Origin of the sequence: Actinopolymorpha sp. NPDC004070, from assembly GCF_040610475.1 — a bacterium.
Classification (GTDB): domain Bacteria; phylum Actinomycetota; class Actinomycetes; order Propionibacteriales; family Actinopolymorphaceae; genus Actinopolymorpha.
Genome location: NZ_JBEXMJ010000010.1, coordinates 61,109 through 85,844 on the forward strand (window position 1 = coordinate 61,109; position 24,736 = coordinate 85,844).

26 protein-coding genes are annotated in these 24,736 nt (G+C 71.6%); 8 read left to right on the forward strand and 18 right to left on the reverse strand.

All coding sequences use genetic code 11. The features are described from left to right. The first annotated feature begins 176 nt into the window (after positions 1 to 176). Both ABZV93_RS18860 and ABZV93_RS18865 read left to right on the forward strand, forming a co-directional pair. Entirely contained in the window at positions 177 to 1,502 is a 1,326-nt protein-coding gene (locus tag ABZV93_RS18860; RefSeq protein ID WP_354937512.1) for a zinc-dependent metalloprotease, read from the forward strand. Further along, on the forward strand, positions 1,499 to 2,068 hold the full coding sequence (locus tag ABZV93_RS18865) for an NUDIX domain-containing protein (RefSeq protein WP_354937515.1): 570 nt from the start codon (positions 1,499 to 1,501) through the stop codon (positions 2,066 to 2,068). The genes ABZV93_RS18860 and ABZV93_RS18865 overlap by 4 nt, the downstream gene beginning before the upstream one ends. A gap of 67 nt (positions 2,069 to 2,135) precedes the next feature. On the opposite strand, the gene ABZV93_RS18870 is transcribed toward ABZV93_RS18865, so the two are convergent. Then, complete coding sequence (locus ABZV93_RS18870) at positions 2,136 to 2,375, reverse strand: hypothetical protein (RefSeq protein ID WP_354937518.1); 240 nt, start codon at positions 2,373 to 2,375, stop codon at positions 2,136 to 2,138. A gap of 292 nt (positions 2,376 to 2,667) precedes the next feature. On the opposite strand from ABZV93_RS18870, the gene def reads away from it, so the two are divergent. After that, positions 2,668 to 3,246: a peptide deformylase gene (gene def / locus ABZV93_RS18875; protein WP_354937521.1), complete on the forward strand. Its 579-nt coding sequence runs from the start codon at positions 2,668 to 2,670 to the stop codon at positions 3,244 to 3,246. 32 nt (positions 3,247 to 3,278) lie between these two features. Here the strand turns inward: def and ABZV93_RS18880 are convergent, their stop codons facing one another. The 3 genes from ABZV93_RS18880 to ABZV93_RS18890 all read right to left on the reverse strand — a co-directional run bounded on the left by ABZV93_RS18880 (position 3,279) and on the right by ABZV93_RS18890 (position 5,340). Continuing rightward, on the reverse strand, positions 3,279 to 3,878 hold the full coding sequence (locus tag ABZV93_RS18880; protein ID WP_354937524.1) for an STAS domain-containing protein: 600 nt from the start codon (positions 3,876 to 3,878) through the stop codon (positions 3,279 to 3,281). A gap of 190 nt (positions 3,879 to 4,068) precedes the next feature. Then, on the reverse strand, positions 4,069 to 4,494 hold the full coding sequence (locus ABZV93_RS18885) for a hypothetical protein (protein WP_354937527.1): 426 nt from the start codon (positions 4,492 to 4,494) through the stop codon (positions 4,069 to 4,071). 246 nt (positions 4,495 to 4,740) lie between these two features. After that, positions 4,741 to 5,340: a M48 family metallopeptidase gene (locus ABZV93_RS18890; RefSeq protein WP_354937529.1), complete on the reverse strand. Its 600-nt coding sequence runs from the start codon at positions 5,338 to 5,340 to the stop codon at positions 4,741 to 4,743. Positions 5,341 to 5,925: 585 nt separating this feature from the next. Here ABZV93_RS18890 and ABZV93_RS18895 point away from each other — a divergent pair. Next, positions 5,926 to 6,084, forward strand: coding sequence for a DUF5679 domain-containing protein (locus tag ABZV93_RS18895; protein ID WP_020575848.1), 159 nt, complete (start codon positions 5,926 to 5,928; stop codon positions 6,082 to 6,084). Between the two features lie 27 nt (positions 6,085 to 6,111). On the opposite strand, the gene ABZV93_RS18900 is transcribed toward ABZV93_RS18895, so the two are convergent. Next, the gene (locus ABZV93_RS18900; RefSeq protein ID WP_354937532.1) at positions 6,112 to 6,702 is read right to left on the reverse strand and encodes a hypothetical protein; all 591 of its coding nucleotides are present in this window, start codon (positions 6,700 to 6,702) and stop codon (positions 6,112 to 6,114) included. 159 nt (positions 6,703 to 6,861) lie between these two features. Here ABZV93_RS18900 and ABZV93_RS18905 point away from each other — a divergent pair, with 159 nt between their 5' ends. The 3 genes from ABZV93_RS18905 (at position 6,862) to ABZV93_RS18915 (ending at position 10,419) form a co-directional block, all read left to right on the forward strand. Next, positions 6,862 to 7,920: a ThiF family adenylyltransferase gene (locus tag ABZV93_RS18905; RefSeq protein ID WP_354937535.1), complete on the forward strand. Its 1,059-nt coding sequence runs from the start codon at positions 6,862 to 6,864 to the stop codon at positions 7,918 to 7,920. Positions 7,921 to 8,017: 97 nt separating this feature from the next. Further along, positions 8,018 to 8,887, forward strand: a complete 870-nt coding sequence (locus tag ABZV93_RS18910; protein WP_354937538.1) for an LLM class flavin-dependent oxidoreductase — start codon at positions 8,018 to 8,020, stop codon at positions 8,885 to 8,887. A gap of 170 nt (positions 8,888 to 9,057) precedes the next feature. Further along, positions 9,058 to 10,419 (forward strand): AarF/ABC1/UbiB kinase family protein, encoded by a 1,362-nt coding sequence (locus tag ABZV93_RS18915; protein WP_354937541.1) that lies wholly within the window; start codon positions 9,058 to 9,060, stop codon positions 10,417 to 10,419. A 43-nt stretch (positions 10,420 to 10,462) separates the two neighbouring features. Here ABZV93_RS18915 and ABZV93_RS18920 read toward each other — a convergent pair whose 3' ends face one another. The 7 genes from ABZV93_RS18920 to nudC all read right to left on the reverse strand — a co-directional run bounded on the left by ABZV93_RS18920 (position 10,463) and on the right by nudC (position 15,863). Beyond that, positions 10,463 to 10,687: a hypothetical protein gene (locus ABZV93_RS18920; RefSeq protein ID WP_354937544.1), complete on the reverse strand. Its 225-nt coding sequence runs from the start codon at positions 10,685 to 10,687 to the stop codon at positions 10,463 to 10,465. A 193-nt stretch (positions 10,688 to 10,880) separates the two neighbouring features. Next, entirely contained in the window at positions 10,881 to 11,045 is a 165-nt protein-coding gene (locus ABZV93_RS18925) for a hypothetical protein (protein WP_354937547.1), read from the reverse strand. 158 nt (positions 11,046 to 11,203) lie between these two features. Continuing rightward, positions 11,204 to 11,485, reverse strand: coding sequence for a WhiB family transcriptional regulator (locus ABZV93_RS18930; protein ID WP_354937550.1), 282 nt, complete (start codon positions 11,483 to 11,485; stop codon positions 11,204 to 11,206). Positions 11,486 to 11,755: 270 nt separating this feature from the next. After that, positions 11,756 to 12,025 carry a hypothetical protein gene (locus ABZV93_RS18935; protein WP_354937553.1) on the reverse strand — a complete coding sequence of 90 codons (270 nt, stop codon included), beginning with the start codon at positions 12,023 to 12,025 and terminating at the stop codon, positions 11,756 to 11,758. A 172-nt stretch (positions 12,026 to 12,197) separates the two neighbouring features. Then, positions 12,198 to 14,351: an ATP-dependent DNA helicase UvrD2 gene (locus tag ABZV93_RS18940; RefSeq protein ID WP_354937556.1), complete on the reverse strand. Its 2,154-nt coding sequence runs from the start codon at positions 14,349 to 14,351 to the stop codon at positions 12,198 to 12,200. A gap of 112 nt (positions 14,352 to 14,463) precedes the next feature. Beyond that, positions 14,464 to 14,718, reverse strand: a complete 255-nt coding sequence (locus tag ABZV93_RS18945) for a mycoredoxin (protein WP_354937559.1) — start codon at positions 14,716 to 14,718, stop codon at positions 14,464 to 14,466. A gap of 167 nt (positions 14,719 to 14,885) precedes the next feature. Then, positions 14,886 to 15,863, reverse strand: coding sequence for an NAD(+) diphosphatase (gene nudC, locus ABZV93_RS18950; protein ID WP_354937562.1), 978 nt, complete (start codon positions 15,861 to 15,863; stop codon positions 14,886 to 14,888). Positions 15,864 to 16,186: 323 nt separating this feature from the next. Here nudC and ABZV93_RS18955 point away from each other — a divergent pair, with 323 nt between their 5' ends. Continuing rightward, positions 16,187 to 19,195 carry a M36 family metallopeptidase gene (locus ABZV93_RS18955; protein WP_354937565.1) on the forward strand — a complete coding sequence of 1,003 codons (3,009 nt, stop codon included), beginning with the start codon at positions 16,187 to 16,189 and terminating at the stop codon, positions 19,193 to 19,195. A gap of 84 nt (positions 19,196 to 19,279) precedes the next feature. Here the strand turns inward: ABZV93_RS18955 and ABZV93_RS18960 are convergent, their stop codons facing one another. The 6 genes from ABZV93_RS18960 to ABZV93_RS18985 all read right to left on the reverse strand — a co-directional run bounded on the left by ABZV93_RS18960 (position 19,280) and on the right by ABZV93_RS18985 (position 24,733). Beyond that, positions 19,280 to 19,426 carry a hypothetical protein gene (locus ABZV93_RS18960; protein WP_354937568.1) on the reverse strand — a complete coding sequence of 49 codons (147 nt, stop codon included), beginning with the start codon at positions 19,424 to 19,426 and terminating at the stop codon, positions 19,280 to 19,282. A 158-nt stretch (positions 19,427 to 19,584) separates the two neighbouring features. After that, positions 19,585 to 20,286: a hypothetical protein gene (locus ABZV93_RS18965; RefSeq protein ID WP_354937571.1), complete on the reverse strand. Its 702-nt coding sequence runs from the start codon at positions 20,284 to 20,286 to the stop codon at positions 19,585 to 19,587. Continuing rightward, positions 20,270 to 21,487, reverse strand: coding sequence for an ABC transporter ATP-binding protein (locus tag ABZV93_RS18970; protein ID WP_354937574.1), 1,218 nt, complete (start codon positions 21,485 to 21,487; stop codon positions 20,270 to 20,272). The genes ABZV93_RS18965 and ABZV93_RS18970 overlap by 17 nt, the downstream gene beginning before the upstream one ends. A gap of 30 nt (positions 21,488 to 21,517) precedes the next feature. Further along, positions 21,518 to 22,636: an ABC transporter ATP-binding protein gene (locus ABZV93_RS18975; protein WP_354937577.1), complete on the reverse strand. Its 1,119-nt coding sequence runs from the start codon at positions 22,634 to 22,636 to the stop codon at positions 21,518 to 21,520. A 9-nt stretch (positions 22,637 to 22,645) separates the two neighbouring features. Next, positions 22,646 to 23,671 (reverse strand): carbohydrate ABC transporter permease, encoded by a 1,026-nt coding sequence (locus tag ABZV93_RS18980; protein WP_354937580.1) that lies wholly within the window; start codon positions 23,669 to 23,671, stop codon positions 22,646 to 22,648. A gap of 36 nt (positions 23,672 to 23,707) precedes the next feature. Continuing rightward, positions 23,708 to 24,733 (reverse strand): sugar ABC transporter permease, encoded by a 1,026-nt coding sequence (locus tag ABZV93_RS18985; protein ID WP_354937583.1) that lies wholly within the window; start codon positions 24,731 to 24,733, stop codon positions 23,708 to 23,710. Between the last annotated feature and the right edge of the window lie 3 nt (positions 24,734 to 24,736).

The following is a 24,736-nucleotide window of genomic DNA, read 5'->3' on the forward strand; positions in this document are numbered from 1 at the left end:
TGCGCCGGGGGCGCCGGGCACCAACGGGGGTGGGTTCGTCGTTCAGTGGGAAACTCCCGGGCTAGGTTGGACGACATGAACTGCTCGCTTCGTGCGGTGGGGACGCGTCGGGCGGCACAGCCCGGACCCCTTCCCCACTACACGCAGCTGTCCCTCATCCTGCCGGAGGTCCAACCGTGAGCAACGACGAGCCCGGCCCGGGTCGCGAGGGCGAGGAGCCCGAGAAGCGTCCACCCGGCGGCCCGGACAACCCGTTCCCGGGGTTCGACCTCGGCGCGATCTTCGGCCAGCTGCAGAACATGTTCTCGTGGCAGGGCGGCCCTATCAACTGGCAACTCGCCGTCGAGACGGCCAAGCAGACGATCCGCCAGACCGGTGACGCGTCCCTCACCGCATCGGAACGTTCCCAGGTCGACCAGACCGTACGCCTCGCCGAGCACTGGCTCGACGAGGCCACCAGCCTTCCGGCCGCCTCGGCCGGTCAGGCGCTGGCGTGGAACCGCGCCGAGTGGCTGGACGGGACGCTGCCCGCGTGGAAGAAGCTGGTCGAGCCGCTGGCCGCGCACGTGGTCGGCGCGATGGGCCAGGCGCTGCCGGAGCAGGCGGCCGGCATGGGCGCCCAGCTCACCGGCGTTCTCACCCAGGTCGGCGGGATGATGTTCGGTGCACAGGTGGGCCAGGGCCTCGGCCAGCTCGCCACCGAGGTGGTCGGCGCCACCGACATCGGGCTGCCGCTCGGGCCTGCCGGGCAGCCGGTGCTGGTGCCCGCGAACATCGCGGCGTTCGGCAGTGGGCTCGACCTGCCCGCCGACGACGTACGCCTCTATCTCGCGCTGCGCGAGTGCGCACACCAGCGGCTCTTCCACCACGCGCCGTGGCTGTCCGCGCACCTGTTCTCGGCGGTCGAGGAGTACGCCCGCGGGATGCACGTCGACACCTCCAAGCTGGAGGAGGCGGTCGGCACCATCGACATGTCCAACCCCGAGGCGCTCAACGACGCGCTCGCCGGCGGGCTGCTCGAACCCGAGGAGACGCCCCGGCAGAAGGCCGCACTGGCCCGGCTGGAGACCGCGCTCGCCCTGGTCGAGGGCTGGGTCGACGACGTGGTCACCTCCGCAGCCACGCCGCGGATGCCGTCCGCCCCGCTGTTCCACGAGGCGATCCGCCGCCGCCGCGCCGAGGGCGGGCCGGCCGAGCAGACGTTCGTGACGCTGGTGGGGCTGGAGATCCGGCCGCGGCGGATGCGCGACGCGGCCACGGTGTGGGCGTCGCTGCGGGAGACCCGCGGCATCAGCGGCCGGGAGGCCCTGTGGGCCCACCCCGACATGCTGCCCACGGGCGACGACCTGGACGACGCGAAGGGATTCGCCGAGCGGGCCGCCTCACCGGACCGGATGGACATCGGCGACCTGGGCTTCGACGAGCCTCGTGGCGACGGTGACCAGTCCGGCGGGGGCGAGAGCGGGGACGAGGGCCGCGGCGACGACGGCACCACCCGGTGAGCGTGCCGAACACCCACGAGGCGAGCGCCCTGCACGCCGACGCGGTGCGCGTCCTGTCGACGTGGCGGCCGCCGTCACCCGGCCAGGCGACGCTTCGGCAGGACTACCTCGACCACCTCGCCGCGCGACCCGACGGCGTGTGGCGTGCCTGCACGCCCGCGCACGTCACCGCCAGCATGGTGGTCGTCGACCCGACGGCCGATCACGTCCTTCTCGTACTCCACGGCCGCATTCACAAGTGGCTGCAACCCGGCGGGCACTGCGAGGAGGGTGACGCCTCACTCGCCGCGGCGGCCGCGCGGGAGGCGCTGGAGGAGACCGGTCTGGCGGACCTTCGAGTGAGCGAGCAACCGCTGCGACTGGACAGGCACGGTGCGCCCTGCCACGCCGAGACCCACCTCGACGTGCAGTACCTCGGCACCGTTCCGTACGGCGCGGTGCCGGTGGTGAGCGCGGAGTCGGCGGACGTGCGGTGGTTCGGGGTCGGCGAGCTCCCCGACGAGCTCGCGTCGGGGGTCGTGGACAGCGTGGCGGCCGCGCGGCGGGCGGTCTCGGCGCTCACCTGAGCCCGACCGCGATCCGGTCGTCAGGCTCGGGGGGCCCGCGCGCGGCGAGCCCGGGGCCCACTCGGGCTCAGGACAGCGCGAGGACGGCGACCACCAGGAGCACCACGAGAACGGCCGCGCCGGCGACCATCGTGATCATCCGCGTACGACTGCCGGACGGCGTAGCGCCGCGCTCGTCGACATACTTCTGGAACATCACCGTACTGGCAGCCGGATCCTCCTCGGAGCTGCCCGGCCGGGCCTGGGATCGGGGCGCGTTCGCCGGTGGCTGGGTCGGGTCTGCCGGTGGCTTGTTCGGGTCCGCCATGCGAGGACCATACCGACGTGTCCCCGGGCGAGGTGGGTCGGTGCTGCCCCGGCGCGGGTGCGTGTCGCCGCTCCTTGCCCGAGGCGACCCCGAGGCGACCCCGGGGATGAGCCGGGGTGAGCCGCCGGGAATCCGGCCCCCGGCGTGGCATACGGTGATCGCCGGAGGCCCGGCCCGACGCCCCGCACCGGCTTCCGGCCGGCCACCACCCGCCCCCACCCGCACCGACACGCCGGACGAACGACCGGTGCCGCCCCGCGAGGCGCGGCCCGACCCAGCCTGAGGAGACGCCGTGGGCACGCTGCCCGAGGGAGGAACCGTCCGCCCGATGACGCGGTGGGGCGACCCCGTCATGCACCGCCCCTGCCGGCCGGTCGACGCGTACAGCTCCGAGCTGCACGCGCTCGTGGCCGACATGACCGCGACGATGGACGCCGCGGACGGCGTGGGCCTCGCCGCCAACCAGGTCGGCGTGGATCTTCGGGTGTTCGTCTTCCGCTGTGCCGACGACGAGGGTGTCATCCACCAGGGCGTGGTGTGCAACCCCGTCCTTGACGTGCCGACCGGCGCCGGCCGCCGCCTCGTGGAGGAAGAGGAAGGCTGCCTGTCCCTGCCCGGTGCGTACGCCCCGTGCGCCCGGCCCGACGAGGCGACCGTCCGGGGAACGGACGAGTACGGCAAGCCGGTCGAGTTCCGCGGAACCGGCATGCTGGCCCGCTGCCTACAGCACGAGACCGACCACCTGAACGGAACGGTCTTCGCCGACCGGCTGTCCCGGAGGGTACGCAGGAGGCTGTTCGGCGAGGCGGAGATCGTCGCGGAGGAGTTCCCCGACGACTGGCCGGTCTCGTCCCGGCCGGCCGACGGCTGACCACCCGGTTTCTACTGTCCGCCGCCGCGCGATCAGATCGGCAACGGCGTGAGCCGGTTCTCCAGGTCCGTGATCACGTCCCGGGTGGTGACGGCCGGTCCGGGCAGGTCCTCGAACGCCGCCAGCAGCGCGGTCCGCAGCCGCAGGTGGGCCGTCCCGGCGAGCATCCGGTTCACCGCCCCGGTCGCCTGCAGCCGGTCCAGCACGGTGGTCGAGCCGGTCGCGACGTACAACCGCATCCCGCTCGCCCGCAGCGAGTAGCACAGCTCGACGAGTGCCTCACACCCGTCGTCGTCGATGTCCGGTGCCTGGTCGAGGGTGAGCACCACGACGTACGGCAGCGGCCGGGAGGCCCCCACGCGGCGCAGCACGGCCGTGACCAGGACCGACGCCGACGGGCACAGCAGCGCCTCGGTCGGCTGCAGGCAGAGCACGTCCTGCGGGATCGCCGCCCGGCCGGTCAGCGGCCTGGCACGGGCCGGCCGGAGGGGCTGGGCGACGGCGGGGTGGATGAGTGGCTGTGTGACCTGGGCTGGGATCCGCTCGGTGCCCGAACGCCGGCTCGGGCGTCCACCTTTGGTCCCCCGCGGTGCGACCTTACGGGCCAGCCCGAACACGTCATCCAGGATCATCAGCCAAGCCCCCGCACCGACGTCTGTCCACCAGCTCCTGAGGGGAGTCTCGGCAAGCCGGAGCGAGTTCACCTCACCCGGCCAGGATGAACCCCGGACGGTCACAGCCGAAGGATCAGGCCCCGGGCGGTCGGCCCGGCGGGTGGCTCAGGCGATGGCCCGGTGGACAGCTCGGCGGGTCGTCCTGCGGTCAGCCGCGCTCGGACGGGTAGAGCTGGGCGGCGATGTAGGGCCCGACGAGCTCGGTGCAGGCCCGGCGCGGAGCGGCGACCTCCACCATCGCCCCGTCGTCCAGCCGGATCCGCAGCAGCAACGGGCACGGTCCCAGCCTGCGCAGCGTCGACGGGGCCACCTCGAGGTCCTCGGCGAACCGGCATTCGAGGACGAGCACCTCGTTCAGGGCGAACCGGCGGTACACGACCAGCACGTCGTGAGCCCAGACGGCGTAGAAGATCCGGCGCGGCCAGCGGTAGCCCAGGGCCTCCACGCCCCAGGAGGTACTGCGCACCTTGCACCGGAACACCCCGGACGCGTTGACGATGCGGCGTCTGCGGGCGAGGATCCGGATGCTGAGGTAGATCCACACCAGCAAGGCGCCGGTCAGCAGCCACAGCATGAGCACCTCCCCGCGCGAAGTCGCCAGACTCGCCAGTCCCCCGCTCCACCCTGTTTCGGCACCCGCACGGCACACCACACCCGCCGCGGATGAAACGCGGGAGGTAGGGCAGGACCACTCCCGGGCGCAACGCCGGGGTGAACGGCGGAACGGGCGAACCGCCCGAGCGGACGGCATCGGGGCGTCGCAGGACGTCCAGGATCGTGCGGGACGTGCGGGACGTGCGGGACGTGCGGGGCGCGCGGCTCAGTCCGCGCACTCCTCCAGCGGCAGCTGGGCGGCCGCGGCGACCCCCTCGAGGTAGCCGCGCGCCCGGTCGGCCTGCGGGTAGTTGCGCACCAGGGCCCAGAACCTGGCGGTGTGGCCGGGTTCGACCAGGTGCACCAGCTCGTGGACGAGCACGTAGTCGATCACCCAGGCGGGCATCCCCCGCAGCCGGGTGGACAGCCGGACCGTGCCGTCGCTGGGAGTGCACGAACCCCACCGCATGCCCTGGTTGCCGACCCATCGGACACTCGCCGGCAACGGAGCGTCACCGAGATAACGGCGGGTGAGCGTGCGGGCGCGGGAGAGCAGCTCCTCGTCACTGGGGCGCCGGCGCTGCTCCATCGCCGACAGCCGGTCGAGCATCACTCCGACCCAGCGCTGCTCCTCGTCCACGCTCATCCGCGCGGGCAGCAGCACCACCACCCGGTCGCCCTCGCGGTAGGCGCTCACGGTGCGGCGGCGGCGCGGGCTCCGGCGGACCTCCACCTGGCAGGGCTCACAGCGCGAGGGGTCGGTCTTCCCGCCCGGTCGCGGCTCAGTGCGCGGCTCAGTGCGCTGCCTCGGTGCCGGCTTGGCCACGAGTGCAACGTACCCCGCCGGACCGACAGGAGCGGCCCAGGTTCACTGGGTGAGTTTCTTGTCCACAGCCGGTGGACGATCGAAAGAGCAGGTCAAAGCAGTACTTGGCCGAGATCGCGCACATTGTCCACAGCCGCTTCCCCAGGCTGTCCACCGCCGTTCGGCGACCGTACACAAGCTCTCCACAGATCCGTCCACATCGGGAGGAAAGCTGACATTGACGCCCGGCCGCCAGGGTCGTAGGTTCGCCAGACACGAGCCCCCGGAAGGCCCGAGCCCGTTCGCAAGGGGAAGGCGCACGGACCCGGACAACTCCGGGGGTTTCGTCCGTCCGGGTCCCGGCTCACCGGACTCGGTCGCCGCGCCGCCCCCGCCGGGGGGTAACGTCGACACGGCGTCGCACCGATCGACCACTTCCCGGGCCATCGGTCACGCACAGGCATAAAAGTGCGCACCATGGGCAGGACGTGAGCCATCCGCGTGCCGAGCACTCGTCGGTGAGCGGCGCTGCAATAAAGTGACCCGAGATCGGGCGGCCCGGGCTGGTCCGCCCTGCCCCGACCCAGCACAGCGAGGAGGGCCGTCATGGCGGAGACCTACACAGGCGAGTTCTACTGTGTGAAATGCAAGGCCAAGCGCAACGCGACCGGCGAGATCAAGGTCAACGACAAGGGAACCAGGATGGCCAAGGCCACCTGCCCCGAGTGTGGCACCAACCTCAACCGGATCCTCGGCAAGGCCTGACGAACACCAGACGCTTCGAGCGGGCGGTCACCCCAGTGGCCGCCCGTCCGAGTGTCCGGCAGTCCGTCCGGCACCGGCGGAGCGTTCCTGGAGTGCCGCCAGGTAGCGGTTGTACGCCGTGAGCGCCGCCTCGTCCGCCCCGCCCTCAGCTTCAGCCGAGCCGGCGCGGCCACTCTGCTCAGCAGCCTCGGCCCCCGAGGCGGAGCGAACCCAGGCACCGTCCGGCCGCACCACCCGCTTCGGCGGCAGCGGTGGCAACTCGGTCAGTTCGTCGCCGGCCCGCCGGTCGACTCCCGACTCCGGGTCCGGCCTCCCATCCGCGGTTTCCCCACCCGTCGAGTCCCGTTGGCTCTCCCGCAGCAGTCGCCACCACACGTAGACCGCGAACACCGCGAAGAACGGCCACTGCAGCGCGTAGCCGAAGTTCTGCCAGTCGCCTGAGCGCGACTCGAACCGTCCCAGTTGCCACCAGGCGAGGAACAGGAACGCCGCCACGGCCAGGACGACCACCAGCGTGAAGGCGACCCACTGCCAGCTGAGCAGCCGGCGGACCAGGCTCGTGGGCGCGGGCCGGGACTCCACGGAGTCGAGAGGCGTCGCGCCGGGCTTGTCGTCCACTTCGCTTCCACTCCCCGCGCGCATCGCGGTCGCCCACATCCTGCGCCGACGATAACACCGGCTGTGGACAATTCCGCCTGTGGACGACGGCCGCCGGTCGGTCTTCGGTCGTGGCAGGCTTCGTTCCCGACGCCGCCGAGCCCTCCGGGGAGGTCATCCGTGCGCCCACAGATCAAACCCGCCCTGCGCCGGGTCTGGCGGGACGGACAGACCGTCCAGATCGGGCTGGACCCAGCCCACGCGCTGGTGGTCACCGGGCTCGACCCCGGCCTGCGTCACCTGGTCGAGAGTCTGTCGGGCGCGTGCTCGGAGGAGGATCTGATCACCTCCGCGCTCACCAACGGAGTCAGCCTGCCGCGTGCGCTCCGGCTGCTCCGGCTGCTCGACGAGGCCGGAGCTCTGCAGGACGCCGCCTCCGCCGAGTCGGTGTGGGACGGGGTGGGGCCGGCCGAACGCGAACGCCTGACTCCCGACCTCGCCGCCCGCCGGCTCGGTACGTCCGAGGACGACGGCGAGTGGCTCCGCCGTCGCCGGGACGCCGCCGTCTGTGTCTTCGGCGCCGGTCGGATCGGGGCGTCGGTGGCCAGCCTGCTCGCCGCCGGCGGACTGGGCCGGGTCGACGTGAGTGATCGCACGCACACTCGCTCGGCCGACCTGGCACCCGCCGGACTCTGCACGGGCGACGTCGGCCGACCGAGATCGATCGGGGCCGCCCGCGCGGCCAGGCTCGCCGGGCCCTCGACCGAGGTCGGTGCCGGCGGTACGACAAAGCGTCCCGACCTCGCGGTGCTCGCCCCCGACGAGGAGCCCGACCGCGACCTCGCCGACGCGCTCGTCCGCGCCGGGGTGCCGCACCTCGTGGTCCGGATGCGCGAGGGCCGGGCGATCCTCGGACCGTTCGTCCTGCCCGGTACGTCCTCCTGCGTACGCTGCCACGACCTGTACCGCACGGCCCGCGACCCGCGGTGGCCGGACATCCTGGCCCAGACCGTCGAAGCACCGAGCGGGATGCCTGCCTGCGACGTCGTGCTCGCCACCGCGGTCGCCGGGCACGCCGTCCTGCACGTCCTGGCGTTCCTCGACGGCGGCCGGCCGCCGTCGGTGGACGCGACCCTGGAGATGGCGTTGCCGCACGGGACCATCCGCCGCCGGTCCTGGTCGGCCCATCCGGCGTGCGGTTGCCACTGGGATCCCGAACCCGCACCGGTCGCCGCCTGACCGCTCCGCTCGTCCGGCCCGCGCGTCCGGGTCCGCCTCGGCGGATCTCACTGCCGCCTGTCGATCTCCTGTCGGTGGTCGGTTCTAAGGTCCGCTCATGAGATACGGATTCGTGCTGCCCTACGGGCACGCCCGCTCCGCCGCGGAGCTGGCGGAGATCGCCGAGGAGCATGGCTGGGACGGCTTGTTCGTCTGGGAGGGCATCTGGGCGATCGACCCCTGGGTCGTCCTCACGGCCGCGGCCACCCGCACCAGGCGGATCCGCCTCGGCACGATGCTCACCCCACTTCCCCGGCGCAGACCCTGGGAGCTGGCCGGACAGACCTCCACCCTGGACAACTTCTCCGGTGGCCGGGTCACCCTGTCAGTGGGCCTGGGTGTCGCCGGCGAGGACCGGTTCTGGCTGTTCGAGGACGACCCCGGCCGGCGGGTGCGCGCCGAGCAACTCGACGAGGGTCTGGCGATGCTGCAGCGGCTGTGGGGCGAGCAGTCGTTCGACTTCCGCGGCCGGCACTACAGCTCCCGCGCGGTCGGCGAGCTGGCCCCGCCGCCACCACCGGCACCGGTGCAGCGCCCCCGCATCCCGGTCTGGGTCGTCGGCGCCTGGCCCCGCCCGAAGTCGATGGCCCGGGCCGCGCGCTGGGACGGCTGGCTCCCCCATCACGCCCCCACCGATCCAGATCATCAGGGCGGCGAGCTCACTCCCGAGCTGCTCCGGTCCGGCGTCGAGTGGATCCGGTCACATCGGGCGGAGGCCGGGCTGGGCATGGACGGGTACGACGTGGTGGTCGAGGGCACCACACCGGCCGATGATCCTCGCGCCGCGGCGGAGCGGGTCCGCCCGTGGGCGGACGCCGGCGCGACCTGGTGGCTGGACGCCGACTGGAGCCTGGGTTTCGACATCGAGCAGGTGCGTGCCGAGTCCGAGCGCCGGCTTCGCGCCGGCCCGCCCCGGGTCGACCGCTGACATCCGCGTCCCACCACGTCACTCCGAGTACGACCGACGTGACGGACGCCGTGACGGAAGTGGGGGAGCAGGTCACCCTGTGCAGGAACGCACGCGTTCGCCCGCCGGACGACCACGGCATACCTCCCTCGGCCGACGCCCAGGTTGACTGCTACCTGGACAATGGATCCGTGAGCGATCTTCCTCGACACTCAGTCGCCCGGACCGCACGGCTCGCGAGTCTGCCCATCGGCATCGCCGGCCGGACGGCACTCGGGCTGGGCAAGCGACTGGGCGGCAAGCCCGCCGAGGTCGTGCTCTCCGAGGCCCAGCGGCGCACCGCGGACCAGCTGTTCAAGGTGTTGGGCGAGCTCAAGGGCGGGGCGATGAAGTTCGGCCAGGCGCTGTCGATCTTCGAGGCGGCACTTCCCGAACACCTCGCCGGGCCCTACCGCGCGACGCTGACCAAGCTGCAGGACTCCGCGCCGCCGATGTCGGCGGACCGGGTGCACAAGGTGCTCGAACGCGAGCTCGGCCCGCGCTGGCGCCGACGGTTGCGCCACTTCGACGACGAGCCGGCCGCGTCGGCGTCCATCGGGCAGGTTCACCGCGCCCAGTGGCCGGGCGGACACGACGTCGCCGTCAAGATCCAGTACCCCGGGGCGGCGGAGGCACTGCGCTCCGACCTCAACCAGATCGCCCGGCTCAGCAGGTTGTTCACCACCTGGATGCCAGGTCTGGAGGTCAAGCCGCTGGTCGCCGAACTCAAGGCCCGCATCGGCGAGGAGCTCGACTACAGCCTCGAGGCGGAGGCGCAGGAACAGTTCGCCACCGCCTACGACGGCGACCCCGACTACGCCATTCCGCACGTACGGCTGCACACCCCGCACGTGCTGGTCACCGACTGGCTGGACGGGACCCCGCTCAGCCAGGTGATCGCGAACGGAACGCAGGAAGAGCGCGACCGCGCCGGCCTGTTGTTCGTGCGGTTCCTGTTCTCCGGGCCCGCCCGTGCCGGACTGCTGCACGCCGACCCGCACCCCGGCAACTACCGCATCACGCCCGACGGCCGGCTCGGCGTGCTCGACTTCGGCCTGGTCGCCCGGCTTCCCGGCGGCTTTCCCCCGCAGATCGGCCGGCTCCTGCGGATCGGCCTGAACGGCGACGCGGACAGCATCCTGGAGGGACTGCGAGCCGAGGGGTTCGTGAAGCCACACATCGATCTCGACGCGAGCGAGCTGTACTCCTACCTTCAGCCGTTCGTCGAGCCGGCCCAGCACGAGACGTTCCAGTTCAGCCGGGAGTGGATGCGGTCGCAGTTCCAGCGGATCACCGACGTCCGCAGCACCAGCGCGAAGACCGCGTTCAAGCTGAACCTGCCGCCGTCGTACGCCCTCATCCACCGGGTGTGGAGCGGCGGGATCGGCGTGCTGGCTCAGCTCGGCACGGAGGCGCCGTTCCGGGCCGAACTCGAACGCTGGCTGCCCGGGTTCACCGACGACCCGGTGATCGGCGCGGCCGACGGTCAGCCGTCGCCGGCGCCGACTCCCTGAGCCGCACCCGCCCGGCGGCGCGCCGCGACGGGTTCGCCGGCCGTCACCAGTAGCTGCGCTCCAGCCTGCACTCGATGTTGCGTACGTTCTCGCGCGCACAGCGGTCGCAGTAGTGCTGGACACTTCCCCGCTCCCGCGACACCACCCAGCCGAGTGGTGGCACCGCCCCAGGAGCGGTCGTTCCACACAGGTCGCAGTCGATCATGATCGCCGTCGCCCTCTCGCCAGCGGCCGCTCCCCTGCGGCCGCGCCCGGTCGATGCACCCATGGTCCACGCCGAATGTGACAACAACGCTACGGACACCGGCTCAGAGCCTTTTCGTTATCCGGCGTTCGGTCCGCGACCGGTCACGGTCCGACACATCCCCACCAGAGCAGGGATCGCGGACAGCGAACGGCCGGGGTACCCCGTGTGGGGCACCCCGGCCGTGTCAGTGGCGAATGGCGCCGGCTCGTCCCGATCAGACGTAGCGCGTGCGAACCAGGAGGGTCCGCAGCGTGAGCTTGCGCTCCTCACGGTTGCGACGCCGGGCCCGGCGCGCCTCGGCGGCCCGCCGGTGTGCCCGGCCGGCCTCGAGGCGCGTCTGTATCTGCGCTCGTGCCAGGTCTTCGTGGAGAAGATTCATGGTGGTGGTGCTCCTTGTGCTGGCGGTGCTGGTGGACCTTCCCCGAAGTGCCGGAGTGAGGGTGTGCTCGTTGCGGAGGTGGTCAGTCATCGGATTCCCTGTGCGAAGGGAGGCGACGGTCCGGCGCGACCGGGCCGACGTACTCGGTCGGGTGATGGTCATGCGGCGACTTCGTTCTTACGGGGACGCCCGCGCGGCCTCTTGCGCGGAACGACCACCCCGGCGATGAAGAGTTCGCCACCCCAGACTCCCCACGGCTCTCGCCGGGCGAGCGCGCCTTCGAGGCACTCCCGCCGGATCGGGCAGTCATGGCAGATGGTTTTCGCGAACTCGACGTCCGACGGGGACTCCGCGAAGAAGAGCTCCGGGTCGGATGAGCGGCAGGGAAGCTCTGCCTCTGTCACGACGTCCGTTACGGCGTCGAGGACGCTAAGACTCACTTCCAGTCACCTCCTCGTGTCTGGTGTCGTGCTGGGCCCGTACATCCAGTGGCCGGCCACTCCGTGCTCGGTGACCAACCGGTGGTGCCGTGTTGCGGGTGGAGCGGGTGCTGCGGGTGGAGCGGGTTGTAGCGGTGACGCGGATGGTGCGGTGGTGCGTATCTGCGGTGGTGCTGGCTCATCGACTGCCGCCTTTGGGTCCGGAGAAACAAGAAGGCCGCGGATCCCGGTTCGGGATTCCGCGGCCTTGGAGGCGCCAGTCGTGATTTCTCATCGATCTGGTGGGCTCCAGGCTGGAACACCCGACACGGGGGCCTTGGCGATCGGGGCGGAAACGCCCGTCAGGAAGGCCGGAAGGGACTTGGTCACGACGTCGTCACGGACATCCAGCGCGCGCACGCGGACGTCGAATCCGCCGCCGGACACACTGGTCCCCTGGCGCGGCAGCTTGACGGGCGAGACGCAACGGCTCGCGATCAGGTGAACCGAGACGGAGGTGTCGACCATCAGCTCGCGCGACACGTCGGTCGTAACGATCACTGGGACCCCCTCCTCTCTCGGTTTGGACATGCGACGCCGCAGTGCGGCGGCGGGAGTGATGATGACACTAGTGCCTGCCCTCGGAGCCAGGCAACGGAATTAACGAGGGAGTTCTCAACGTTTCCGCGCCGGGCGGATCAGCCGGTGGTCGGCGTGGAGATCTGCCCGGAGATCAGCTGGGCTCGCCGGCGCAGATCGCCAGCACGTCGTCGGCGTAGCGCTTGAGTTTGGTCGCACCGACCCCCGGGATCCCGGCCAGCTCGGACTCGCCCGACGGGCAGGCCTCCGCGATCGCGACCAGGGTGGCGTCGGTGAAGACGCAGTACGCCGGGACGCGCTGCTCCTGGGCCTGTTCAGTACGCCAGGTGCGCAGCCGCTCGAACATCGACTCGTCGTAGGTCGCGGGGCAGTCCGCGCAGCGTCCCACCTTGCGCTCGGCGGCGTCGTGCAGCGGCTGGCCGCAGGTGCGGCAGCGCGCCACCGACCGGGTGGTCGTACGCCGGCCGGACCGCTCGCCAGTGCCGCGCCCCTCGGTGGCGTCGGCGGCGGCGGACCCCGTCGGCCGGACCGCGGCCAGGAACCGGGACGGCCCTCGCCTGCCCCGGCCGCCGGGTGTGCGGGACCGCGACCAGGACACGGCCAGGTGCTCCCGCGCGCGGGTCACCCCGACGTAGAGGAGCCGGCGTTCCTCCTCCACCTGTTCCTCTGTCTCGGCGTAGGTGATCGGGACGGTGCCCTCGTGCACGCCGGCCAGGAACACCGCGTCCCACTCCAGGCCCTTGGCCGCGTGCAGGGTGGCGAGGGTGACTCCGTCGGCGGCGGGGGCATGCTGGGCGGCCATGCGTTCGTCGACGACCGCGAGGAACGCCGCGAGATCGGCGTCGGGGTGCTCCTCGGCCAGGTCGCCCGCCAGCGAGGCCAGGGCCGTCAGCGACTCCCACCGCTCGCGCACAGCGCCCGAGCCGGCGGGCGCCTCCTGCGTCCAGCCGGTGGCGGCCAGGACCGCGTGCACGTCGGACACCAGCCCGGCGCCGGACATCTCCGCAGCACGAACCGCTCCGCGCAGCAGAACGATCGCCTCCCGCACCTCGGGCCGGTCGAAGAACCGCTCCCCGCCGCGGACGAGGTAGCGGACACCGCGTTCGGCGAGCGCCTGCTCGAAGGCCTCCGACTGCGCGTTGACCCGGAACAGCACGGCGATCTCCCGCAGGGGCGTGCCCTGCCGGGCCAGCCGCTGGATCGCCCGCGCGACGTCGTCGGCCTCCTCCACCTCGTCGGCGTACTCGGTGAAGGTGGGCTCGGGACCGTCGGGACGCTGCGCGCGCAGGGTGAGCCGATGCCGGCTGGCCGGCCCGCGAGCGGAGGCGAGCAGGCCGTTGGCCACCCGGACCACCTGCGGGGTGGAGCGGTAGTCGCGCTCCAGCCGGACGACGGTGGCGTCACGGTGGCGCTTGGTGAAGTCGAGGAGGTACGCCGGGCTAGCGCCGGCGAAGGAGTAGATCGTCTGGCTCGCGTCTCCGACCACGCACACGTCGGAGCGGTCGCCGAGCCACAGGTCGAGCAGGGTCTGCTGGACCGGGCTGACGTCCTGGTACTCGTCCACGACGAAGTGGCGGTACTGCGAGCGCACCGCAGCGGCGACCTTCGGCGAGTCGGCCAGCAGTGCGGCGGCACACAGCAGGACGTCCTCGAGGTCGAGATGGCCGCGGTCGCGGCGTACCTCCTCGTAGGCGGCGAACACGTGCGACACCGTGGCGGCGTCGTAGCCCGCGACCTGCCGGCCCGCCTTGGCCGCCACTCGGGGGTAGTCGTCGGGGCGGACGTTGCTGACCTTGGCCCACTCGATCTCACTGGCCAGGTCGCGGCGGCCGGCGAGGTCGGCCTGAACGCGGCACCGCGAGGCGGCCTCGGCCACGAACCGCAACTTGCTGTCGACGATCGGCGGGAGCTCACCGCCGTAGACCTGCGGCCAGAAGTAGCGCGCCTGGCGCAGCGCCGCGGAGTGGAAGGTGCGGGCCTGCACCCCGGCCACGCCGAGCTCGCGCAGCCGCCCGCGCATCTCACCGGCCGCACGGGTGGTGAACGTCACCGCCAGCACGGTCTGCGGCTGCCAGCGGCCGGAGAGGACGGCGTAGGCGATCCGGTGGGTGATCGCCCGGGTTTTGCCGGTGCCGGCACCGGCCAGGATGCACAGCGGACCGGACAGCGACGTGGCCGCCTCGCGCTGCTCGGGATCGAGCGCGGCCAGCACCTCGTCGGCGGTCGGTGCGGGCCGAGATCCCGGGGTGCCGGCGAGTCCGGCGAGAAGGTCGGTCACTTCGCCCATGATTCCAGTTCGCTCCGACACCTCGCCCCGACACCCGGGTCGGGTGCCGGGGCGAGGTGGGAGCAGAGGTACGGAGTCCCTCGAAGTCCCTCGAAGTGCTTCAGGGTGCCGGTCAGACGGCGGCGAGCCGCTCCTGCACCTGGGCCAGCGACGGGTTGGTCAGCGCCGAGCCGTCCGGGAAGACCACGGTCGGCACGGTCTGGTTGCCGCCGTTCACCTTCATCACGAGTTCGGCCGCCTCGGGCTGCTGCTCGATGTCGATCTCGGAGTAGGCGATGCCCGCGCGTTCCAGCTGCCCCTTGAGCCGGCGGCAGTAGCCGCACCACGGGGTGGAGTACATCGTGATCGAGTTCGACGTCTCTGACATCGGAGTCCCTTCCGAACGAGCCGGACACATCGTGTCTGCCGGGCGTTTCGCTTGTGTCGGTTCTGCCGTGTGCGGCGTTGTGGTCAACCACCGGGCGGCCGTGCTTCTTCCCGCGGGTACGACGCCCGGGATCCGTCCCCCGCGACCGGTCACCGAATAAGGACGACTCACCACGATCCGGACAGCGGCGAGCCGTACCACGTCTCGATCAGCCGGCGGGCGATCGACACCTCGCTGGGCAGCAGCAGCTCCCCCGACTCCACCGCGGCCAACAGGTCGGCGCGGCTCAGCCAGCGCGCCTCGACGATCTCCTCCTCGTCCACCTTGATGTCGGTGGAGATCGCCCGGGCGAAGAAGCCGAGCATCAGGCTGGACGGGAACGGCCACGGCTGGCTGCCGGCGTACTCCGCGTCGACGACGTGAATCCCGGCCTCCTCGTGCACCTCCCGGGCCACGGCGTGCTCCAGCGACTCGCCCGGCTCCACGAAACCGGCCAGGGTGGAGAACCTCCCCACCGGCCAGCTCCCCTGCCGGCCGAGCAGGCAGCGGTCGTCGGCGTCGGTGACCAGGACGATGATCGCCGGGTCGGTACGCGGGAAGTGCTGGGTCTCGCACTCCGGGCAGCGGCGCACGTGCCCGCCGTCGGTCGGCCGGGTGCGCGCGCCGCACCGCGCGCAGTGCTGGTGGGCCGCGTGCCAGTTGACCAGGGCTACCGCATGGACGACCACGCCCGCGTCCCGGTCGGGCAGGGTGCCGCCGACCTCACGCAGGCCCGCCCAGCCGACCTTCGTGGGCGGCCGGTCGAGGAGTACGTCCAGATCCAGGTCCTCGGGCGTGCCGGCGAACCCGACGGCGAAGTACGGAACGCCGTCCTCGTCCAGCCCCAGGAAATACCGCTCCTCGGCGTCCGCGCGGGCGTCGGCGTCGCCGCCCTGGCCCGTGCCGCCGAACGACTCGAGCGCGGCCGGGCTGACGTAGACCAGCGACGTGAGGTCGTCGCTCACCGGCACCTTGCCCGCGAGGACGGGGACAACGCGAGCCAGCGGGTCTGCCCACCTCGCGTCCACCCAGTCGGGGTCATGGCGACGCTCCGTCGCTCGGTCGAGGGTGGCGCGGGCAAGGGCGAGCGAGGAGAGGCGAGGCACGGTCGACCACTGTAACGGCGTCACCGCGGGCACGTCGTCCGCGCGTCCACGCCGAGGCCGCGACGGGCCACCTGCCGGCGACCGTTCCCGGACGCGCCGGCCCGTTCGCGTCGTCCCACGGACTTCGCCGGTCGCCGAGGGCGCCCCGGGCCGGGTTCGGGCCGGACGAGCCCCGCATGTGGGGCGTACGTCAACTTTGGGGAAAGGGCAGACGAACCGTCCGAACGCGGGACTACTGTTCCCGCTGCGACTTCCAGCGCTCAGCCCGCGACCGACCCCGTCGCTCGCGGGCCTGACCCGACGCCTCATGAAGGAGGCACGGTATGCGTTTCGCCTCGCTCCCCGATTCCCCGTCCGGCTCTCCGCCGGGTATTCCGCCCGGTGCCGGATCGCGTTCCCGCCGGCCGGCGCGAGTACGCCGCCAGGCCATGCTGGCGGCGGGCGCCCTGCTCACCGCCGGACTGCTGCCCGCCGCGAACGCCTTCGCCGCCGCACCGCAGACGGCCCAGCCCTCCGGCTCGGCCAAGCCTGGTCATCCGGCCGGTCACACATCATCGGTGGCGTCGGGCAGCCGGCAGTCCGGGCCCGGTGACAGGCCGGCGTTCTACGACTCCCGTACCGAACCCGCCGCCAGGAAGAGCCTGCAGCGCCGGGCCGCGAAGTTCGCCGCCCGGCCCGCGGTGACGACGTTGCGCAGGTCCCTCGGCCGGGAAGGCATCGTCGACGTCGACCCGGTGACCGGCACGCCCCGGCAGGTCGCCCGTACCGACGGCTTCCTCACCACGCCGAGCAGGGCCGCGCCGAAGACGGTCGCGCTGTCCTACGTGCGTGCCCACCTGGCCGCGCTGGGGCTGTCCGCGGCCGACGTCGACCGGCTGGCCCTGCGACAGGACTACGCCGACGTGGCCGGCACCCACCATCTGTCGTTCGTCCAGTCGGTGGGCGGCGTCCCGGTGTTCGGCAACGGACTGAAGGCGCATGTCGCCCGCGACGGCCGGCTGGTGTCCCTGGACGGCTCGCCGGTCGCCGGGCTTCCGGCCGGTCTGCCCGCGCCGCACCTGTCCGCCGACCGTGCCCGGCGGGCAGCGGTCACCGACGTGTTCGCCACCCCGAAGCGGGCGACCGCCAAGCCTGGCAGGGGCCCGGCACGCGAGACGGTGTTCTCCGACGGGGACCGGGCCCAGCTGGTGGTCTTCGTGACCACCTCCGGTCCGCGCCTGGCCTGGCGGACCATCACCTCCCCCAGCCGCACCGCGATGTACCTCCACGTCGTCGACGCGGCGACCGGCCGGGTGCTCTACCGGCGCGACCTCGTGCAGCACGACCGGGCCGACGTCGTGGACAACTATCCCGGTGCGCCGCGCGGCGGCCGGACCCACACCGTGAACCTCCCTGCCAGGTGGCTGCCGACGAACTCCCCCCGGCTGGCCGGCAACGTCGCCCACGTCTACACCGACGCCAACGACGACGACTTCGCCGAGCCGGCCGAGGAGGTCGCGCCGGCGGGCCCGCGTTCGTTCCGGTTCCCGCTCCGGGCGTTCGCGCTTGGCGGTGACTGCTCCGCGCTCTTCCCGTGCACCTGGGACCCGAACACCCCGAACTCCTGGCAGGTCAACCGGCGTCGAGACGGCGCCCAGCTGTTCTACTTCCTCGGGAAGTACCACGACCACCTCGCCGCCGCGCCGATCGGGTTCACCCGGCAGGCCGGCAACTTCGAGGCCGTCGACGACGACGCCGTGCAGGGTGAGAACCTCGACGGCGCCGCCACCGCCGGCGGGCTGCCCGACCCGCTGCACATCGACAACGCCAACATGGCCACCCCGCCCGACGGCATCCAGCCGCGGATGCAGATGTACCTCTGGCGGATGCCCGGCGACCCGGGCGACCCGTTCCTCGCCGCCAGCGGCGCCAACGACGCGGGGATCGTCTACCACGAGTACACCCACGGCCTGTCCAACCGCCTCGTCGTCGACGCCGACGGCGTGTCCACGCTGGGCAACTACCAGGCAGGCTCGATGGGCGAGGCGTGGAGCGACTGGTACGCGGAGGACTTCCTCGTCCGCAGCGGCCTGGTCAGGGACACCCGCGCGCCCGGTGAGGTGCGCGTCGGCGAGTACGTCGGCCACGGCCAGGACCTGATCCGCAGCCAGCCCATCGACTGCCCCGTCGGGTCCACCTCTCCGAAGTGCCCGGGCACCCCCGCGACCGGCCCCGGGGGCTACACCTACGGCGACTTCGGGCGGATCGCCGGCGGCCCCGAGGTGCACGCCGACGGCGAGATCTGGGCGGCCACGCTGTGGGATCTGCGAACCCGGCTGGGTTCCCGCCTCAGCGAGTCGCTGGTCACCCGGGCGATGGAGCTGTCACCGGCGAACCCGTCGTACCTCGACATGCGCAACTCCATCCTGCAGGCCGACCTGGTGGTCGACCGCGGGCGCGCGCACAGCGCGATCTGGCAGGTCTTCGCCCACCGGGGCATGGGCTACTTCGCCGGCTCGGTCGACGGTGACGACACCTCGCCGGTGGAGGACTTCTCCACGCCTCCCCCGGCCGGCACGCCCACCGGCACACTGACCGGCCAGGTGAGCGACTCCGACTCGGGGGCCCCGGTGGCCGGTGCGACGGTGGCGTTCGGCGGCCACAACTCCGGTTTCGCCGGCGACTACGCCGCGGTCACCGACGCGCGGGGGCACTACGTCATCTCCGGGGTCGTCGCGGGCACCTACCCGAAGGTGTTCGCGCAGGGAGCGGGCTACGACCGGGTGACCCGGACCGTGTCGGTCCACCGGGGAACGAACTCGCTGAACTGGTCGATCCGGCGCGACTGGGCGGCCCTGGCCGGTGGCAGCGAGGTGACCGACGCCAATGGCGACGACTACAGCGACTACGGCTGTGGTCCGGCGGCGATGTTCGACCAGTCGCAGGGCACGGGCTGGTCGACCGACGCGGTGCCCGGCACACCGGCGAGCTCGGTCGATCCGAGGTACGTCGTGGTCCGGCTGCCGCGGGCGGTGGACGTCTCCGAGCTGACCATCGACCCCACCGCGACCTGCGGCGACGGCGGCAGCTCCTCCACCGGTGACTACCGCGTGGAGACCTCGGCGGACGGCACCACCTGGACGACGGCGGCACAGGGCCACTTCGGCCTGGCCAACCGCAACCGGATGAACGCCGTACCGCTGTCGGCGGGCACCACCGGTGTCCGGTACGTCCGCTACACCATGCTCGGCACCCAGCTCGCCGAGGCCGGGGGCTCCACCTGCCCCGGCAACTACACCGGCTGCCAGTTCGTCGACTCGGTGGAGTTGGCGGTGTACGGCACCGGTAGGTGACCCGGAGGTACGTCACCGGATGACGTGACCGGACTCCTGCGACCGGGGCGCCGACCACCGTGGTCGGCGCCCCGGTTCGTTACGTCAGTAGCCGTCGAGGTCGAGCACGACGAGCAGGGCGTACTCCACGTCGAACAGCATTCCCTCCCGCGTGGTCGGCACGGCGACCCATCGTCGGCGGTGTGTTTCGTACCACAGCAGGTATTCGCGGGCTCGGTCGAGACGACGCACGGTGAAGGCTCCTCCCCGTCGCGGAACGCAAGGACACCCCCACCCCGGGACCACGTCCGCCCGCGTCCTCTCCCCGGGATCGCCGGCCGCCGGACCGGTCGACGACGAAGCTGCCGGGAGAGGCTGCGGTCGAACGTATGGTCGAATGCTAGGTGGTGTCAGCGGGCAAGTGGTGTCGACACGACGGAGTGGAGGTCACGAAGTCGGTGGGTTTGGGCGACGGCGACGAGCACCGGCACGATCAGCGCCATGCCGGCGATCGTCACCACCCCCACCAGCACGCACAGCCCCACCAGCAGCCAGGTGACCAGCGCGCGTTCCGGCGCCTGCCAGACCAGCCGCACCGACCGGGCCGCGAGTCGCGCGGGCGACAGGGAGGGGTCGGCGGCGAACAGCGGGCCCCAGTACGTCCCGCACACCGACCAGACCAGCACGCCCAGCGTCAGCACCGTCACCAGCGGAGTGAGCCCGGCCGCCGAGGCGGCCCACGCCGACCACACGAGGACGCCGAACGTTCCATAGAGCGGGGCCAGGGCGCGCAGGGCGGGTACGCCGAGCTCACGGAGGAGTTCGGTGGCCAGCCCGAGGTCGACGTGCTGACCCCGGCAGGCCGAGGCGGCGACGCCGTACACCACGGCGGTGGCCGGCGGCAGCGCGGTCGCGCTGACCAGCCCGAGCACCACCCGCAACCAACCCGGCAGCCCGGTGAACGCCAGCGCCACCACGCCGGGCGCGAGCACCGCCGCCCAGGCGAGGTTGGTCATCACCATCCGCTCCACCTGGTCGGCGACGGTCGCGAAGGTCGCCCAGCTCGGGCTCCGGCGTTCGTCACCGGGCCCGATGTCATCCAGGAACGGCACCGGCGGCCTCCTGCCCACTCGAGGGGTTCGCGCCGGCGGCGACCGGCGCGTCCGGGGCCAGCAGCGACGCGCCGGTCTCGGCGTCGAACAGATGCGCCTTCGCCATGTCGACGCCGAGCGGGATCTCCTGGTCGAGGTAGCTGTTCGGCACCCGTACCTTGAACGTCGCCACGAAGTCCTGACCCTCCGAGCCGCCCGACCCGCCCGGCCCGCTCGGCCCCGCCGGCAGGCTGAGGTAGACCGTGCTGCCGGCGGACGTGGGCTCGACCAGGTTGACCACGCCGTGGATGGTGTTGTCCTCGGTGACCTCGAACGGTGCCATCCGCGGCACGTGCAGGTGTTCGGGCCGCACGCCCAGCTTTACCGGCCGGTCGACGTGCCGGCGCAGCCGTTCGGTCACGCTGCGATCCAGCGGCAGCCGCAGGCCCGCGCCCTCGACCACCAGCCCGTCGCCCTCGCCGCGCACCACCATGTCGAAGAGGTTGATGCTCGGCGTGCCGATGAAGTACGCCACGAACAGGTTGGCGGGGTGGTCGTACAGCTCCGCCCCGGTGCCGACCTGCTGGATCCGGCCGGCGTTCATCACCGCGATCCGGTCACCGAGCGCCATCGCCTCGGACTGGTCGTGGGTGACATAGACGGTGGGCCGGCGCTTCTCCCGGTGCAGGGTGAGGATGTCCTCGCGCGCCTGGTAGCGCAGCTGGGCGTCCAGGTTCGACAGCGGTTCGTCGTAGAGGTACAGCTCCGCGTCGCGCACCATCGCCCGCGACAGCGCCACCCGCTGGCGTTCACCGCCGGACAGCTGCCGCGGCTTGCGGGCCAGCAGGTGGTCGATGCGGAACGTCGCCGCCGCGGCCGGTACGGCGTTGCGGACCTCCGCACGCGGCGTACGCCGGGACCGCAGGCCGTAGGCGATGTTCTCGAACACCGTCAGGTGCGGCAGGATCGCGTAGTCCTGGAAGACCATCGCGATGTTGCGGTCCCGCGGCCTGATCTCGTTGACCAGCCGCTCGCCGAAGCGGATCTCCCCCGAGCTGACGGGTTCCAGGCCGGCGAGCAGCCGCAGCGTCGTCGTCTTGCCGCAGCCGGACGGGCCGACCAGGACGAGCAGCTCACCGGCGGCGATCTCGAAGCTCACCCCGTCGACGGCGCGTTTCTCCGCGAACTGCTTGACCAGGTTGTCCACCGCGATCGCGTTCACCGTGCCGCTCCTCCTCGTTCCGGTGCCGTGTCAGAACAGTTCGAGTACGCCGGGGACATGGTGCGGCTCCTCTCCGTCGGCGGCGAACACGTACGCCCGCTCCCAGTCCGGGGTGATCGCCACCTCGGCCCGGTCGGGATAGTCGACGGGCGCGGTCACAGCGACGTTGGCCTCGCCCAGGTGGCCGTACAGGAAGCTCGCCCGCTCGGTGGGGATCCGCTCGCGGTGGCGTATCCGCAGCGGCGCTCCGTCGGAGGTGTCCAGCAGCCAGCCCTCCGGCCGTACGCCGACCCGCACGGGACCGGTCGGCAACGAGCCGGCGAGACCGTCCGGCAGCTGCCAGGTGCCTCCGGGAACGGTGACCCGGCCCGCCTCGATCGCCGCCGGGATCACCGCCATCGGCGGGGCACCGACGAACGTCGCCACGAACAGGTTCGCCGGCGTGGAGTACAGCTCGTCGAACGTGCCGACCTGCTCGATCCGGCCGCCGCGCATCACCGCGATCCGGTCGCCCATGAAGATGGCTTCCTGCTGGTCGTGGGTGACATACAACGTGGTGATCGCGAACTTTCGCAGGAGCTTGCGGATCTCCACCCGGGTGCGTTCGCGCAGCTTCGCGTCCAGGTTGGAGATCGGCTCGTCCATGAGGAACAGCTGCGGCTCGCGGACGATGCACCGCCCGATCGCCACCCGCTGCTGCTCCCCGCCGGACAGCGTGTCGGGCACCCGGCCGAGCAACTGCTCGAACCCGATGCCCATCCGCTCGGCGGTCTCCCGGGTGCGCTGCTCGGCCTCCTCCTCGGTGCGGTCGTGCACCTCGAAGTAGTAGGCCAGGTTGCCCTTTCCCTTCATCGACGGGTAGAGCGCGTAGTCCTGGAAGACCATGCCGACACCGCGTTCCTGCGGGCGGACGTGGGTTACGTCCTGGCCGTTGTAGAGGATCCGGCCGGAGTCGGGGTACTCCAGTCCCGCGACCACCTTGAGCAAGGTGGACTTGCCACATCCGGACGAGCCCACCACGCTGACCGTCTCCCCCTCGGCGAGGGACAGGCTCACGCCGTCCAGCGCCGGGCGTTCCTCGCCGTGCAGGTCGACCACCCGCTCGGCCTGGTAGCGCTTGCGCACCTGCTCGATCTCGATCGACGCCATCGGCGGTCCTCACTTCAGGCCGCGCAGGCGGATGCCGCGCAGCAGGTACTCACGGCAGACGATGAACGCGATGAACACCGGCAACGACTGCAGGATGCCGAGCACCATCAGGCCGTTCCACGACATGCCGGCGGACAGGATCTGCTGCATCTGCTGGGCCGCCGCACTGGCCTGGTTGGCGTCCGTCGCGCCCGCCTGGGTGAACTTCTGCAACAGGTTGTAGATCTCCACCGAGGCCGGCATCTTGTCCGGACTCTGCAGCACCACCAACGGCCACAGGAACTGGTCCCACGCTCCGCTGAACGCACCCCAGATCGCCACGGCGTACACGGGAACGCTCATCGGCAGCACGATCCGGCGGAAGATGTTGAACTCCGACCCGCCGTCCACCCGGGCCGCCTGGATCACCGAGTTCGGGATCGTGTCGAAGAACCCCTTGAAAAGAAGGAAGTTGAACGCCTGGAAGACGATCGGCAGGATCACCGCCCAGTGCGTGTCCCAGATCCGTACGTTGGGCCAGACGAGGGTGTCGCTGCCGAAGAACGACGGCGCGTCCGGAAGGGCGAACGGGAAGTTGCGGGTCAGCAGGTAGTTCGGGATCAGGGTGAGTGCTGCCGGCATCATCAGCGTGCCGATGAAGAACAGGAAGGACCAGCGGGCCAGCGGCCCGGTCTGCAACTTCGAGTTGGCGTACGCCGCGAGCGAGGTGATCGGGATGCCCAGCACCAGCACCCAGAAGGTGATGTTCACCGAGTTCAGGAAGAACTTCCAGAACGGTCCGTCCATCAACGTCGTGGCGGCGGTGTTGCCGCCCTGGACCAGGCTCACCACCAGCCGCCAGCCGGCGACGGTGCCGTCGTGCGGCCACCAGGTCGGCGGGAACTGCAGCACCTCCTGGCCGGACTTGAACGACGTGATCAGCATGAAATAGAAGGGAAACAGGTGCAGGGTGATGCCGAGGCACAGGAACGCCACGACCAGCCACCAGGCGATCCGCAGCATCGGCTGCCTGCGCCCCACGCGTGGGAAGAGCATGTCTTCGGTCCTCCTACCGGTCTACTGGTCCGTGGCCTACTGGTCGGGGTCCTCGCGGAAGAACCTGCGCTGGATGACCACCAGCACCATGGTCACCACGAACAAGAAGACGCCGAGTGCGGTCGCGTCGGCGTAGCGCAGGCTGCGCATGAGCTCGTAGAGGTACATCACGACCGTGCGGCTCGCACCGCCGGGCCCACCGCCGGTCATGATGAGCGGGAACTCGAACGCCTGCGAGGATCCGATCACCGCGAAGATCAGCAGCATCGAGATGACCGGTCGCAGCCGGGGCAGCGAGATCGTCCAGATCTTGCGCCAGAAACCCGCACCCTCGATCTCGGCCGCCTCGTAGTAGGAGGCCGGAATCCCTTGCAGGGTTGCCATGTAGATAAGCCCCGGCCCGAAGAACAGGATGCCGGGGAACACCAGCCAGAACAGCACCTGGTTGCCGCTGTTGAGGAACGGCTGCGGCGACAGGTGCAGCACCTCCGTGGCCACCCACTGGAACAGGCCGTACTGCGCGTTGAACATGTAGCGGAACAACAGCGTGCTGGCGATTCCCGACAGCGGCAGGAACCACAACAGCATCATCCAGCGGATGTGCCGCCGCGGCATCTCCATCAACAGGATCGCCACCACGACCGGGATCATGAACGTCAGCCCGATGCTCAGCACCGTGTAGATCGCGGTGACCTTGAACGCTTCGCCGACCAGCGGGTCACGCCACATCCGCAGGTAGCTCGTCAGCCCGGTGAACTCCACCGGACCGCGGAAGCGGGCGTTGGTGAAGCTGATGACGAACGCCATCAGCAGCGGGTACCAGCCCCACGACAACTGGAAGAGGAACGCCGGTGTGACGAACAGCGCTCCCTCCAGCCGGCGCCGGCGGCTCAGCTTGGGCGCGGCCGCGGTGGCCTGGCCCTGCGGGCCCTGAGGGGTCCCGGCGCCGGGCGCATCGGTCAGCGCGGTCGACGCGGTGCCCTGACGGGCCGCGGGGTTCGGGGTGTTGTCGGGGTTCTGGCCGGAGCCCGAGGCCCCGGGAATCACTCGTTCACCAGTCATCGG